12 protein-coding genes and 2 pseudogenes are annotated in these 12,901 nt (G+C 68.2%); 7 read left to right on the forward strand and 7 right to left on the reverse strand.

The window, feature by feature from the left end:
* Positions 1–90 precede the first annotated feature (90 nt).
* Complete coding sequence (locus AC6RA4_RS16810; protein WP_500162305.1) at positions 91–897, forward strand: taurine ABC transporter ATP-binding protein; 807 nt, start codon at positions 91–93, stop codon at positions 895–897.
* Positions 894–2,159 (forward strand): ABC transporter permease, encoded by a 1,266-nt coding sequence (locus AC6RA4_RS16815; RefSeq protein WP_500162306.1) that lies wholly within the window; start codon positions 894–896, stop codon positions 2,157–2,159. Before AC6RA4_RS16810 ends, AC6RA4_RS16815 begins: the two co-directional genes overlap by 4 nt.
* Positions 2,160–2,234: 75 nt before the next feature.
* On the opposite strand, the gene AC6RA4_RS16820 is transcribed toward AC6RA4_RS16815, so the two are convergent.
* On the reverse strand, positions 2,235–3,209 hold the full coding sequence (locus AC6RA4_RS16820; RefSeq protein ID WP_500162308.1) for a zinc-ribbon domain-containing protein: 975 nt from the start codon (positions 3,207–3,209) through the stop codon (positions 2,235–2,237).
* A 158-nt stretch (positions 3,210–3,367) separates the two neighbouring features.
* Here AC6RA4_RS16820 and AC6RA4_RS16825 point away from each other — a divergent pair, with 158 nt between their 5' ends.
* From AC6RA4_RS16825 to AC6RA4_RS16845, 5 genes are all read left to right on the forward strand, one after another.
* On the forward strand, positions 3,368–4,045 hold the full coding sequence (locus AC6RA4_RS16825; RefSeq protein ID WP_500162310.1) for a cell division ATP-binding protein FtsE: 678 nt from the start codon (positions 3,368–3,370) through the stop codon (positions 4,043–4,045).
* Positions 4,042–4,947, forward strand: coding sequence for a cell division protein FtsX (locus AC6RA4_RS16830; protein ID WP_500162312.1), 906 nt, complete (start codon positions 4,042–4,044; stop codon positions 4,945–4,947). The genes AC6RA4_RS16825 and AC6RA4_RS16830 overlap by 4 nt, the downstream gene beginning before the upstream one ends.
* Positions 4,947–5,681: a lysophospholipid acyltransferase family protein gene (locus AC6RA4_RS16835; RefSeq protein ID WP_500162314.1), complete on the forward strand. Its 735-nt coding sequence runs from the start codon at positions 4,947–4,949 to the stop codon at positions 5,679–5,681. The genes AC6RA4_RS16830 and AC6RA4_RS16835 overlap by 1 nt, the downstream gene beginning before the upstream one ends.
* Positions 5,668–6,270 carry a pyridoxamine 5'-phosphate oxidase family protein gene (locus AC6RA4_RS16840; RefSeq protein ID WP_500162315.1) on the forward strand — a complete coding sequence of 201 codons (603 nt, stop codon included), beginning with the start codon at positions 5,668–5,670 and terminating at the stop codon, positions 6,268–6,270. Before AC6RA4_RS16835 ends, AC6RA4_RS16840 begins: the two co-directional genes overlap by 14 nt.
* Positions 6,271–6,354: 84 nt before the next feature.
* Positions 6,355–7,212, forward strand: coding sequence for an intradiol ring-cleavage dioxygenase (locus AC6RA4_RS16845; RefSeq protein ID WP_500162317.1), 858 nt, complete (start codon positions 6,355–6,357; stop codon positions 7,210–7,212).
* 92 nt (positions 7,213–7,304) lie between these two features.
* Here the strand turns inward: AC6RA4_RS16845 and lpdA are convergent.
* The 6 genes and pseudogenes from lpdA to sucA all read right to left on the reverse strand — a co-directional run.
* Positions 7,305–8,699: pseudogene (gene lpdA / locus AC6RA4_RS16850) on the reverse strand (dihydrolipoyl dehydrogenase).
* 100 nt (positions 8,700–8,799) lie between these two features.
* Positions 8,800–9,189, reverse strand: coding sequence for an MAPEG family protein (locus AC6RA4_RS16855; RefSeq protein WP_500162319.1), 390 nt, complete (start codon positions 9,187–9,189; stop codon positions 8,800–8,802).
* A gap of 2 nt (positions 9,190–9,191) precedes the next feature.
* On the reverse strand, positions 9,192–9,584 hold the full coding sequence (locus AC6RA4_RS16860; protein ID WP_500162320.1) for an MAPEG family protein: 393 nt from the start codon (positions 9,582–9,584) through the stop codon (positions 9,192–9,194).
* Positions 9,581–9,817: a hypothetical protein gene (locus AC6RA4_RS16865; RefSeq protein WP_500162322.1), complete on the reverse strand. Its 237-nt coding sequence runs from the start codon at positions 9,815–9,817 to the stop codon at positions 9,581–9,583. The genes AC6RA4_RS16860 and AC6RA4_RS16865 overlap by 4 nt, the downstream gene beginning before the upstream one ends.
* A gap of 179 nt (positions 9,818–9,996) precedes the next feature.
* Positions 9,997–11,511 carry a 2-oxoglutarate dehydrogenase complex dihydrolipoyllysine-residue succinyltransferase gene (gene odhB, locus AC6RA4_RS16870; RefSeq protein ID WP_500162323.1) on the reverse strand — a complete coding sequence of 505 codons (1,515 nt, stop codon included), beginning with the start codon at positions 11,509–11,511 and terminating at the stop codon, positions 9,997–9,999.
* A gap of 4 nt (positions 11,512–11,515) precedes the next feature.
* Positions 11,516–12,901: pseudogene (gene sucA, locus AC6RA4_RS16875) on the reverse strand (2-oxoglutarate dehydrogenase E1 component); the annotation flags it as partial.

Genomic DNA, 12,901 nt, shown 5'->3' on the forward strand with positions numbered 1-12,901 from the left:
ATGCCGCTACGCGCCCGACACTTCCTGATGACTTTGGCAGGGGGCGATGCAGGGCCCCTTGCGCCGGCAACGCACCGGCAGGCGGGGGCCATGAGCGGATTAGAAATCGAGAACCTGTCCATGCGCTTCGACCTGCCCAATGGCAGCTCGGTACAGGCGCTGAAGGACGTGTCGCTGCATCTGGCCGAGGGCGAGCTGCTCTCGGTGCTCGGCCCCTCGGGCTGCGGCAAGACCACGCTTCTCAACATCGTGGCGGGCTTTCTCGCCCCCACCGAGGGCCAGATCCGGCTCAACGGCCACAGCGTCACCGGCCCCGCCGCCGAGCGCGGCATGGTGTTCCAGCAGGGCGCGCTCTTCGAGTGGATGAACGTGCGCGAGAACGTCGCCTTCGGCCCGCGCATGGCCGGCAAGCGCGAGCGTGACTGGGCCGGCACCGTCGATCACCTGCTCGAGGTGGTGGGCCTCAAGGACTTCAAGGAAAAGGCGGTCTACGAGCTTTCGGGCGGCATGCAGCAGCGCGTGGCACTGGCCCGCTGCCTGGCCAACGATCCCGACGTGATCCTGATGGACGAGCCGCTCGGCGCGCTCGACGCGCTGACCCGCGAGAAGATGCAGAGCCTCGTGCTGAAGCTCTGGAAGGAGACCGGCAAGACCATCATCCTGATCACGCACTCGGTCGAGGAGGCGCTGCTTCTGGGCGAGCGGCTGCTGGTCATGGCGCCGCGCCCGGGCCGCATCCACAAGGAATACCGTCTGCCCTTCGCCGATCTTGGCGTGGGCGAGGATCTGCGCACGGTCAAGAAACACCCCGAGTTCGGTCGCACCCGCGAAGAGATCCTCGGCATGATCTGGGACATGGAAGAGGAAATCATGGGCCGCACGGAGGAGACGCAATGATCGTCCTGCTGATCTATGTCGCGATCTTCGTGGCTTCGTTCTTCCTCGTGAAGCTTCTGGTGCACAAGACCACGCGCGATTTCACCGCCCGCAAGACCGTCACCTTCGGCGACGAGAGCGCGGTGCGCCCGAACCGCATCGCCAGCGTGATCTCGGTGCTGACCATCTTCCTGCTCTGGGGCGCCTTCACCGGCTCGAACTGGGTGCCGGGCTTCCTGCACGCGCCGGGCCCCTTCGTGGGCGACGCGAGCTTCACCTACACCGCCGAGGCCGAGGGCGTGGCGCCTGACGATGCCACCGTGACCGTCCGGGTCTTTCCGGTGGGCGAGGAGGTCGAGGCGCCCGAGGTCGACCCCGGCGAGGGCTGGGCCAAGGATGACAGCGAGACCGTGGGGGCGTGGCGCTCTGGGCTGATCCGGGTCGATCGCAACGACGAGTATGGCCGCGACGCGGGCCACACGGTGGTGGCGGTCAATGGCGAGCCCATTGTGCCGGGCGGCGAGGTCATCACCGAGTTCGGCCGCGTCGGCATGTCGCCCAAGGGCACCTTGAATTTCGAGCCCCGCAAGGGCTGGCAGATGGAGCCGATCTGGCTGCCGCCGCCCGAGGCGGTTCTGGCGCGGCTGCGCGACATCGCCCGCGACGGCTACCGCGACAGCACGCTCTGGGAGCATCTCGGCTGGTCGCTGTTCCGGGTCATCGCGGGCTTCTTCTTCGGCGCGCTGATCGGCATCCCGCTGGGCTATGCCATGGGCCTCAGCGACTGGTTCCGCGGCTGGTTCGATCCGATCGTCGAGTTCATGCGCCCGGTGCCGCCGCTGGCGCTGATCCCGCTGGTGATCATCTGGGCCGGTATCGGCGAGGTCGGCAAGATCATCCTGCTGTTCCTCGCGGCGCTCTGGATCATGGCCATCGCGGCGCGCTCGGGGGTCTCGGGCGTGAAGATCTCCAAGGTCCACGCGGCCTATTCGCTGGGCGCGTCCAAGGCGCAGATCATGCGCCATGTCATCGTGCCGAACTCTCTACCCGAGATCTTCACCGGCGCGCGGGTGGCGATGGGCGTGTGCTGGGGCACCGTGGTGGCCGCCGAGCTCGTCGCCGCCGAGAAGGGGGCGGGCATGATGATCATGGTGGCCTCGAAGTTCCAGCTCACCGACATCGTGATCATGGGGATCATCCTGATCGGCGTCATCGGTTTCGGCATCGATATCCTGATGCGGCTGGCCGAGAAGGCGCTGGTGCCGTGGAAGGGCCGGGGCTGAGGCAACGCGCTGAAGCGGGGCGGTTCGCCGGCCCGCCGCCCGCCCTGGCAATCGCGCAGTCTGTGGGCGCGACGGTTATTCGCCGCCGAATTGCTGCATCAGCGCCCCGACCTGGTCGTCGAGCCAGAGCCGGGCGGTGTCGATCTGGCCGACATAGGCATCCAGAAGCGGCGTCGATCCGGGGAACATCTCGGCGATCGTCGGCGCGAGCAGGTAAAGCGCCACCGCGACGATGGCGAGCGCGATCACCAGCCGGAAGCCCCGGCTGAAGCCGCGGCTCTCGGCCTCGTCTTCTTCCTCGACGGCAGCGCGGCCCTGCGGCGTCTCCATGCTGCGGCGCTCGGAGGAGGCGCGCAGCGTCTGGTTGATCTCTTCGATATCCGGCAGAAGCTCGCGCCGCGAGCTGGCGGCCGCGGCCGCCGCCACGACATCGGGCGCCGGGGCCGGGGGAGGGGCCGGCTCCGGCTCGGGAGCGGCGGTCGGTTCGTCGACGAAGGCGAAGGTCTCGTCTTCGTCCTCCTCCTCGCCGCGCATCCGCGCCATGCGCTCTCGCGCCTCCCGCGAGCGGCGGGCGGCCTCGTCCTCGGCCGGGGCGGTCAGGCCCAGCTCGGGCTGGCTTTCGATGGTTCCACCCTCGGCGGCGCGGCGGCGGGCCTCGCGCTCGGCTTCTTCGCGCAGCACTTCGGCGACCGAGGGGTCGAGCTCGCGCCGCGGGCGGGCAGGGCGTTGCGGGGCCGGCTCGGGCTCGGGTTCCGGCTCTGCGTCAAGCTCCTCATCGACCTCATCGGGCTCTTCGAACTCCGCCTCGAAATCGTCCTCTGGCTCAGGCTCGGCAGCCGCAGCGGGGGCCTCTTCGGGCTCCAGCTCGGGCTGCCAGTCCTCGTCGGGCAGCGCGCGGCCAAGTTCCTGCGCGAGCTCAGGGTCGTCGTCGGGATGGGCCTGGAACCAGGTGTGACCGCAATTCGAGCATTGCACATCGCGCCCGCCCTCGGGGATGACGTTCGTGGGTACTTCGTATTGTGCGCCGCAATTCGGGCATATCAGCCGCATCTGGTCCCCATATGCTGCCAAGGGTCTGCTGGTCCTTGTTGGATCACAATAAGTTACCGCCAGAGGCCGCGAAAGCCTCTTTTCCCAAACACCTGCGGATTGCATCTGCGCCGCGGCTCATGCACAACAGGGGCTGATTTCCGGATGGTGAGACAAGCGTGATCGAGCTCGACAATGTGGCCTACAGCTATGGCGGCGGAGAGCTCCTGTCCGAGCTGTCGCTGCAGCTTGCGCCCGGGTCCTTCCACTTCCTGACCGGCCCGTCGGGCACCGGCAAGACGACGCTGCTCAAGCTCTGCTACGGTGCCCTGCGCCCGACCGCCGGGCAGGCGCGCCTCTTCGGCACCGATGTGCGCGAGATGGACCGCGATGCCATCGCCATGAGCCGCCGCCGCATCGGCGTGGTGCATCAGGATTGCCAGTTCCTCGATCATCTGACCGTGGCCGAGAATGTCGGGCTGCCATTGACCGTCGCCGGCGAGCCGATCCCGGCGCAGGACCAGAACCTGCAGGAGCTGCTGGGCTGGGTCGGGCTGACCTCGCGCGCCAGCGCGCTGCCGCCGGAGCTGTCGGGCGGCGAGCGTCAGCGCGCGGCGCTGGCCCGCGCGGTGATCATGTCGCCCGAGGTGGTGCTTGCCGACGAACCCACAGGCAACGTCGACTGGGAGATGTCGCAGCGCCTGCTGCGGCTGCTGATCGAGCTCAACCGGATGGGGGTCACCGTGCTGATCGCCACCCACGACCTGCAGCTCATCCGCGCCGCCAAGAGCCAGGTGCAGGCGCGGGTGCTGCGCATCGTCAATCGCAAGCTGCAATCGGCGGGGGCGGATCTGTGAGGATTTCCCTGCACACGCTCAGCGCGCTCGGCCGCGGCGACAAGGCCGCCGACCGCGTTGTGCCGCCCACCGGCTTCACCGCCCGGCTGACGCTTTTCGTCTCGGGCGCCATGGCCTTCCTCGCGGTCTTTGCGCTGGCGTTGTCGCTGGCGGCGGGGCGTCTGGCGACAAGCTGGGGCGAGGAGCTGGCGCGGGCCTCGACGGTGCGGATCTCGGCCCCCGCCGGGCAGGTGGCGACACAGACCGAAGCGGCGTTGCGCCTGTTGCAGCAGACCCCGGGCGTGGCCTCGGCGCGGGCGCTGAGCGAGGCCGAGCAGCAGGCGCTGCTCGAGCCGTGGTTCGGCCCCGACCTTTCGGTGGCGGAACTGCCGGTGCCGCAGCTCATCGAGGTGACCGAAACGCCGGACGGCTACGACGCCGCCGGCCTGCGCCTGCGGCTGCAGGCCGAGGTGCCGGGCGCCGTGCTCGACGATCACGCGCGCTGGCGCAAGCCGCTGGTGGCGGCGGCGGCGCGGCTGAAGATGCTGGGCTGGATCTCGGGGCTGCTCATCGCGGCGGCGGTGGGCGCGATGGTGACGCTGGCCGCCAACGCGGCGCTCTCGGCCAATGCGCAGGTCATCGCGGTGCTGCGCCTTGTGGGTGCCACCGATGCCTATATCGCGCGCGCCTTCGTGCGCCGCTTCACCCTGCGGGCGCTGACCGGCGCCGCTGCCGGCACCGTGCTGGGGGTTGCTGCCGTGGCGCTGCTGCCGAGCGGTGGCGAGACGGCGGGCTTCCTGACCGGGCTGAGCTTCCGCGGCTGGCACTGGGGCATTCCGGTGCTGGTGCCGCTGCTTGCCGCCGCGGTGGCCTTCGCCGCAACCGCTGTGGCCGCGCGCCGTGTTCTTGGAGGATTGAGCTGATGGCTTACGCGCTGCAATGGCTGCGCTCGCTGGTGTTCCTGGTGGCGATCTATGGCGGGATGGCGGTGATCGGCATCCTGTTCTTCCCGTGGGCGATGCTGTCGCGCAACGGGGCCCGCGCCGCCTGCCTGACCTGGTGTCGCTGGGTGCGCTGGACCGCCGCCTGGATGGTCGGGCTGAAGACCGAGGTGCGCGGCACGCCACCGCAAGGCGAGGTGATCGTCGCCGCCAAGCACCAGAGCTTCCTCGACATCATCCTGATCTTCGGTGCCGTGCCGGCGGGCAAGTTCATCATGAAGCGCGAACTGCTCTGGGCGCCGGTGCTGGGGCAATACGCCCTGCGCATCGGCTGCGTTCCGGTGAATCGCGGCAAGCGCGGCGCGGCGATCACCAAGATGCTCAAGGATGTGGACCGCGGCGCGATCGAGCCCGGGCAGCTGATCATCTATCCGCAGGGCACCCGCGTCGCCCCGGGCGTCAAGGCACCTTACAAGGTCGGCGCGGCGCTGCTCTACCAGCAGACTGGTCAGCCCTGCGTGCCGGCGGCCACCAATGTGGGCCTGTTCTGGCCGCGCAAGGGCATCTACCGCAAGCCCGGCACCGCCGTTGTGGAATTCCTGCCGGTGATCGAACCCGGCCTGTCGAAACACGCTTTCCTGGCCCGGCTCGAGGAGGAGGTCGAGACCGCCAGCGAGGCCTTGCATCACGAGGTAACCCCAGATGCGCAGACTTGAAGACATCGCAGAACTCGAGGCGCTCTACGGGGCGCCGTCCGTCCCGGCGCTGCGCAAGGTGGCGCAGCGGCTGACCCCGGCCTACCGGCGCTGGATCGAGGCGGCGCGGTTCTGCGTGGTCTCCACCGTCGGCCCCAAAGGCACCGACGGCACCCCGCGCGGCGATGACGGCCCGGTGGTTCTGGAGCTTGACCCCGGCACGCTGGCGCTGCCCGACTGGCGCGGCAACAACCGGCTCGACAGCCTGCGCAACATCCTCGCCGACGGGCGCATCTCGCTGATGTTCATGGTGCCCGGCGACAACGTCGTGGTGCGGGTGAACGGCACCGCGTGGCTCACCGATGACGAGGCCCTGCGCGAGCGTTTCCGCCGCAAGTCGATGCTGCCGGCGACGGTGGCGGTGATCGAGATCGCGGAGGTCTATGCGCAATGCCCGAAGGCGCTTCTGCGCTCGGGGCTCTGGAAGCGCGACGACAGCGACGCGACGCCGAGCCTCGGCGAGATCCTCGCCGAGATGACCAGCGGCGAGATCGAGGCCGGCGCGTGGGAGCGGGACTATCCCGAGCGGGCGCGCAACACACTTTGGTGAGTGCGCAAATTATTTTCGGAACCGGGGAACGGACCCGGGGGGCAGCCACGTTTAACTTCTGAGTTTCATAATTCAGGAGTTTCCATGTCCGCCGATACCCCCCGCCCCACCCGCCGCGCCCTGCTTGCCGGTTTTGCCGCCTCTCCGGTCGTGGCGACCGGGATCGGCGTGTTTCCGAGCACGGCGCAGGCGCAGGCCAGTGCGGCGGGGCTGCTGACGCCGAATGTCTGCATGGTGATGCCAGAGGTCACCGAGGGGCCGTACTACCTCGACGAGCGCCTCCTGCGCGCCGACATCACCGAGGATCGCGAGGGCGTGCCGCTGCGGCTGCAGATGCAGGTGGTGACGGCGGATTGCCAGCCGGTGCCCAACGCGCGGGTCGATCTCTGGCATTGCGACGCGCAGGGCAATTACTCGGGCTATGCCACGCAGGGCAGCGAGGGCACCAACGACACCAGCGACGAGACCTTCCTGCGCGGCACCCAGACCACCGACGACAGCGGGCTGGTGAGCTTCGACACGATCTATCCCGGCTGGTACCGGGGCCGGACGACCCACATGCACTACAAGGTGTTTCTCGACGACACCACGGTGCTGACCAGCCAGATCTTCTTCCCCGATGCGCTGAGCCAGTATCTCTATCTCGCAGTGCCGCCTTATAACGACCGCTCGGCAGATCGCGATACCACCAACGGCAATGACGGCATCGCGCAGCAGGCGGGCGAGGGCGCCTTTGCCGCCATCCGCGAGCAGAAGGCGCGCTATGACGCGGCGCTGGTGGTGGGGATCGACCCGCAGGCGGAAAGCACCGAGGGCGCCATGGGGAACCCGGCCGGCGGGCCGCCTCCGGGCGGCACCCCGCCCGAGGGCATGGCCCCGCCGGAGGGCGGGCCGACCGGCGGCGGCGAGGCCGAGGTCTTCGTGCCGGGCCGCGACAGCTAAGCCTGTCAGGCAGCCGCCCCTGAGGGCCCCGACGAAAAAAGGCCCCCGCAGCGCGCTGCGGGGGCCTCTCTGTTTCGAGCGGGAACGCCGGATCAGGCGTGGATGGCGCCGTCGCCGCAGGCCAGAGCCGCCTCGCGCACCGCTTCCGAGAAGGTCGGGTGAGCGTGGCAGGTCAGCGCCAGATCCTCGGCGGAGCCACCATATTCCATCGCCACGCAGACCTCGTGGATCAGGTCGCCGGCCGCCGGGCCGATGATGTGGCAGCCGAGGATGCGGTCGGTTTCCTTGTCCGCCAGCAGCTTGACGAAGCCGTCACCGGCGAACACGGCCTTGGCCCGGCCATTGCCCATGAAGGAGAACTTGCCGACCTTGTAGGCGCGACCCTCTTCCTTGAGCTGGGCCTCGGTCTTGCCCACCGAGGCGACCTCGGGATGGGTGTAGATCACGCCCGGGATCACGTCGTAGTTCACGTGCCCATGCTTGCCGGCGATGACCTCGGCGCAGGCCATGCCCTCGTCCTCGGCCTTGTGGGCCAGCATCGGGCCCTCGATGGCGTCGCCGATGGCGTAGATGCCCTTGACGGAGGTCTGCCAGTGGCCGTTGGTGGCGATCTGGCCGCGCTTGGTCATCTCGACGCCGAGCGCCTCGAGGCCGAGCCCGTCGGTGAAGGGCTTGCGGCCGGTGGCCACGAGCACCACGTCGGCGTCGGCGCTGTGCTCGCTGTCATCCTTGCGCAGCTTGTAGGTCACCTTGGCCTTGGAGCCCTTGGTTTCGACTTTCGACACCGCGGCGCCGAGGGTGAATTTCAGACCCTGCTTGGACAGCAGCTTCTGCAGCGCGCGCTGCACCTCGGCATCCATGCCGGGGGTGATGGCGTCGAGGAACTCGATCACCTCGACCTCGGCGCCGAGACGCGCATAGACCGAGCCCATTTCGAGGCCGATCACGCCGGCGCCGATGACGATCATCTTCTTCGGTACCTTGGGCAGTTCGAGCGCGCCGGTCGAGGTCACCACGACCTTCTCGTCGATCTCGACCTCGGCGCCGGGCACCGAGGCGGCCTCGGAGCCGGAGGCGATGATGATGTTCTTGGCCTCGTGGACCTCGTCGCCGACCTTGACCTTGCCGGCCTCGGGGATCGAGCCCCAGCCCTTGAGCCAGTCGATCTTGTTCTTCTTGAACAGGAATTCGATGCCCTTGGTGTTCTGGCCGATGACGTCGTCCTTGTAGGCCAGCATCTGCTTCCAGTCGACCGAGGGCGCCTTGCCCTTGAGGCCCATGGCGGCGAAGTTGTGCTCGGCCTCGTGCAGCTGGTGGCTGGCGTGCAGCAGCGCCTTGGAGGGGATGCAGCCCACGTTCAGTCAGGTGCCGCCGAGGGTCTCGCGGCCCTCGACGCAAGCGGTCTTGAGGCCGAGCTGGGCGCAGCGGATGGCGGCAACGTAGCCGCCGGGGCCCGCGCCGATGACGATGACGTCGTATTGTGCCATGTGGTTTGTCCTTTCGTTGTCGTCTAGGCCGGGAGGGGCGCTGCCCCTCTGCGGCTGCGCCGCATTCACCCCGGGATATTTCAGGCCAGAAGAAGCCCCATCAGAAGAGTGCCGCCACCAGCATGACGGCGGTTGCGAAGAGCCCCACCGCCCAGATCAGCGAGCGCCAGGGCGTCCAGCCGAGCAGGTAGGCGGGGATGTAAAGCAGGCGGGCGCCGAGATAGGCCAGCGCGCAGAGCACGGTGAGGGCCGAGGTCTTGTCGGCATAGGTGACAGCGACCACGGCGATGGTGAAGAGGACGAGCCCTTCGAAATGGTTGTTCATCGCGCGCTGGGCGCGTGCGGCGCGGCCCTTGAGCTGGCGCGGCTCGTCGCGCGGCGAGGCGGCATACTTGCGGCCGACCTGGCGCTGGGCCAGCATCGAGAAGATCGCCATCTGGACGATCTGCAGCAGCGCGGCGAGGATGAGGGCGGTGAGCTCGGGGGTCATGGTCAGACGAGGCTCGCGAAGATCATGACGAAGCAGGCGATCAGGCCGGCGGTGAAGATGACCGAGCGCCACGGCACCCAGCCGAAGGCATAGGCGGTCAGGTAGAGGGCGCGGGCGGCGGCGAAGACCCAGGCCGCGATGGCGGTGAGCCAGCCATTGCTGCCGGTGAACTCGACCAGCACCACGGCGGTGATAAAGAGGCCGATATTCTCGGTGTGGTTGGCCAGCGCCCGGCGCAGGCGCTTGGCATGCTCGGAGAGCCGCGCGTCGAGCCCCTCGCGGGTGCCGGTGTTGCCGTCGCGACCGATATCCGCCTCGAGCGCGCGCTGCGACCAGAGCACCGCGGCGAGATGGATGAAAGCCGTTGCGGCGAGGGCGGCGAGCTCTGGCGTCATGCGGTCCTCAGCACATGCGAGGCGGCGGGGCCGTGGCCGAGCGCGGCGCTTTGCTCGAGCCAGCCCTTGGCCTTGGGCAGATCGTTGACGGAAAAAAGCAGCCAGTGGCCGGCGCCGCTCTCCTCGGTCCAGCGCTGCAGAAGGGTGAGGCCCGCATTGGCGCGGTTCTCGGCATCGCTGTCGAACTGCTGCTCGTCGAAGCTGGGGAAGTGAAGAAGAAGCTGCGTGGCCATGCTCAGGTCTCCGTTGTCGAGAAAATCGTGGACGGGGTCTTGAAGCTAGCGCGGGGACGGATGCCGGCGAGATGCCGGAACCCGGCCTTCGCATGGTCGATCTGTTCGCGGGCGCTGCGCGGCATCGGGCCTCTCCGAAAGGGGATCCCGGGCGGGACGGGCCCGCCCGGGGATCGGGATCAGAGATCCATCAGCAGGCGGCGCGGATCCTCGAGCGCTTCCTTGACGCGGACGAGGAAGGTCACGGCGCCCTTGCCGTCGACGATGCGGTGATCGTAGGAGAGCGCGAGGTACATCATCGGGCGGATCTTGATCTCGCCGTTGATGACCATCGGGCGGTCCTGGATCTTGTGCATGCCGAGGATGCCCGACTGCGGCGGGTTGAGGATCGGCGAGGACATCAGCGAGCCGTAGACACCCCCGTTGGAGATGGTGAAGGTGCCGCCCTGCATCTCGGCCATCGAGAGCTTGCCGTCACGGGCGCGCTTGCCCTTCTCGGCGATCTCGAGCTCGATCTCGGCAAAGGACTTGCTGTCGACATCGCGCAGCACCGGCACCACGAGGCCCTGCGGGGTGCCCGCGGCGATGCCCATGTGCACGAAGTTCTTGTAGACCACCTCGTTGCCGTCGATCTCGGCGTTGACCTCGGGGACTTCCTTGAGCGCGTGCACGCAGGCCTTGGTGAAGAAGGACATGAAGCCGAGACGGGCGCCGTGCTTCTTCTCGAACAGGTCCTTGTACTGCTTGCGCAGCGCCATCACCTCGGTCATGTCCACCTCGTTGTAGGTGGTGAGCATGGCGGCGGTGTTCTGCGCGTCCTTGAGGCGGCGCGCGATGGTCTGGCGCAGGCGGGTCATCTTGACGCGCTCTTCGCGGGCGGCGTCCTCGGCCGGGCTCGGCGCGCGCTGCGCCTGGGCCGGAGCAGCGGCGGCGGCCGGGGCCGACTTGGCGGCGGCGATCGCGGCGGAGACGTCTTCCTTCATCACGCGGCCATCCTTGCCGGTGCCCTTGACGGCGCTCGGGTCGAGGCCTGCTTCGGCCATGGCCTTCTTGGCCGAGGGCGCATCCTCGACGTCCTTGCCACCGGAGGCGGCAGGGGCTGCGGCCGGGGCGCTCGGGGCCGGGGCGGCGGCAGCGCCGGCACCGCTCGACATCACCGCGAGCTTGCCGCCGGCTTCCACCGTGGCGCCTTCCTCGGCGAGGATCTCGGTCAGGGTGCCGGAGGCCGGGGCGGGCACTTCGACGGAGACCTTGTCGGTCTCGAGTTCGCAGAGCATCTCGTCCTGCTCGACGCTGTCACCGACCTTCTTGAACCAGGTCGAGACGGTGGCCTCGGTGACCGACTCGCCCAGGGTCGGGACCATCACGTCGACCGGGGCGGCATCGCCGGAGGCCGGCGCGGCTTCGGACTTGGCCGCGGAGGGGCGCGGCTCGACCTCGGCGGAGCCTGCCTCGCCCGCCGGGGCGATGTTGGCGAGAAGGGCATCGACGCCGACGGTGTCGCCCTCGTTGGCGACGATGTCCTCGAGCACACCGGCCACCGGCGAGGGGACCTCGACGGTCACCTTGTCGGTTTCCAGTTCGCAGAGCATCTCGTCCACGTCAACGCTGTCGCCAGGCTTCTTGAACCAGGTGGCCACCGTTGCCTCGGTCACGGATTCCCCGAGCGTGGGGACGCGCACTTCGGTCGTCATAGTCTCAATTCCCTTCGATGGTCAGCGCCTCGTTCACGAGCGCTTCTTGTTGTGCCTTGTGCTGGCTGGCCAGACCCGTGGCGGGCGAAGCCGAGGTGGCGCGGCCCACGTAGACCGGCCGCTTGTGGGTGGCGTCGATACGCCCCAGCACCCATTCGATATTGGGCTCGATGAAGGTCCAGGCGCCTTGGTTCTTGGGCTCTTCCTGACACCAGATCATCTCTGCGCCCTTGAAGCGTTCCAGCTCCTTCACCAGGCTGAGCGCCGGGAAGGGATAGAACTGCTCGATGCGCAGGATGTAGACATCGTCGAGGCCACGGGCGTCGCGCTCTTCCAGCAGGTCGTAATAGACCTTGCCCGAGCACATCACGACGCGCTTGATCTCGGCATCGGGCTTCAGCTGGGTCTCCGAATGGCCCTTCTCGGCATCGTCCCAGAGCACCCGGTGGAAGCTCGAGCCGGTGACGAAATCCTTTGCATTCGAGACCGCCAGCTTGTGACGCAGGAGCGATTTCGGCGTCATCATGATCAGCGGCTTGCGGTAGCTGCGGTGCAGCTGGCGGCGCAGGATGTGGAAGTAGTTGGCCGGGGTCGAGCAGTTGGCGACGATCCAGTTGTCCTGGCCGCACATCTGCAGGAAGCGCTCGAGGCGGGCCGAGCTGTGCTCGGGGCCCTGGCCCTCGAAGCCGTGCGGCAGCAGGCAGACGAGGCCCGACATGCGCAGCCACTTGGATTCACCCGAGGACACGAACTGGTCGAACATGATCTGCGCGCCGTTGGCGAAATCGCCGAACTGCGCTTCCCAGAGCACCAGCGCGTTGGGCTCGGCCAGCGAGTAGCCATATTCGAAGCCGCAGACCGCGTATTCCGAAAGCGCCGAGTCGATGACCTCGTAGCGGGCCTGGCCCTCGCGGATGTTGTTGAGCGGGTAGTAGCGCTCTTCGTCGTCCTGGTTCACGAGGCCGGAATGGCGCTGCGAGAAGGTGCCGCGGGTGCTGTCCTGACCGGACAGGCGCACCGGGTAGCCCTCGGTGAGCAGCGAGCCGAAGGCGAGGCTTTCGGCGGTCGCCCAGTCGAAGCCCGCGCCGCTTTCGAACATCTTCTTGCGATGGTCGAGGAAGCGGCCGACGGTCTTGTGCAGCGGGAAGCCCTCGGGGACCGTGGTCAGGCCCTTGCCGATCTCTTCCATGGTCTCGGGCTTGATGGCGGTTTCGCCGCGCTGGTAGTTGCCCTCTTTCTGCTTGTCGAGATGCGACCAGCGGCCATCGAGCCAGTCGGCCTTGTTCGGCTTGAAGGTCTTGCCGGCCTCGAACTCCTCGTTGAGGTGGGCCTGGAAGGCGGCCTTCATGTCCTCGATCTCGCCCTCGGGGATCAGGCCATCCTTGACCAG

The organism is Salipiger sp. (genome assembly GCF_059781815.1).

Excerpts from the sequence above, each read along its gene's own strand:
- AC6RA4_RS16810 (WP_500162305.1), top strand. The coding sequence starts at position 91 with ATGAGCGGATTAGAAATCGAGAACCTGTCCATGCGCTTCGACCTGCCC.
- AC6RA4_RS16815 (WP_500162306.1), top strand. The coding sequence starts at position 894 with ATGATCGTCCTGCTGATCTATGTCGCGATCTTCGTGGCTTCGTTCTTC.
- AC6RA4_RS16820 (WP_500162308.1), bottom strand. The coding sequence starts at position 3,209 with ATGCGGCTGATATGCCCGAATTGCGGCGCACAATACGAAGTACCCACG.
- AC6RA4_RS16835 (WP_500162314.1), top strand. The coding sequence starts at position 4,947 with ATGGCTTACGCGCTGCAATGGCTGCGCTCGCTGGTGTTCCTGGTGGCG.
- AC6RA4_RS16840 (WP_500162315.1), top strand. The coding sequence starts at position 5,668 with ATGCGCAGACTTGAAGACATCGCAGAACTCGAGGCGCTCTACGGGGCG.
- AC6RA4_RS16845 (WP_500162317.1), top strand. The coding sequence starts at position 6,355 with ATGTCCGCCGATACCCCCCGCCCCACCCGCCGCGCCCTGCTTGCCGGT.
- AC6RA4_RS16855 (WP_500162319.1), bottom strand. The coding sequence starts at position 9,189 with ATGACCCCCGAGCTCACCGCCCTCATCCTCGCCGCGCTGCTGCAGATC.
- AC6RA4_RS16860 (WP_500162320.1), bottom strand. The coding sequence starts at position 9,584 with ATGACGCCAGAGCTCGCCGCCCTCGCCGCAACGGCTTTCATCCATCTC.
- AC6RA4_RS16865 (WP_500162322.1), bottom strand. The coding sequence starts at position 9,817 with ATGGCCACGCAGCTTCTTCTTCACTTCCCCAGCTTCGACGAGCAGCAG.
- odhB (WP_500162323.1), bottom strand. The coding sequence starts at position 11,511 with ATGACGACCGAAGTGCGCGTCCCCACGCTCGGGGAATCCGTGACCGAG.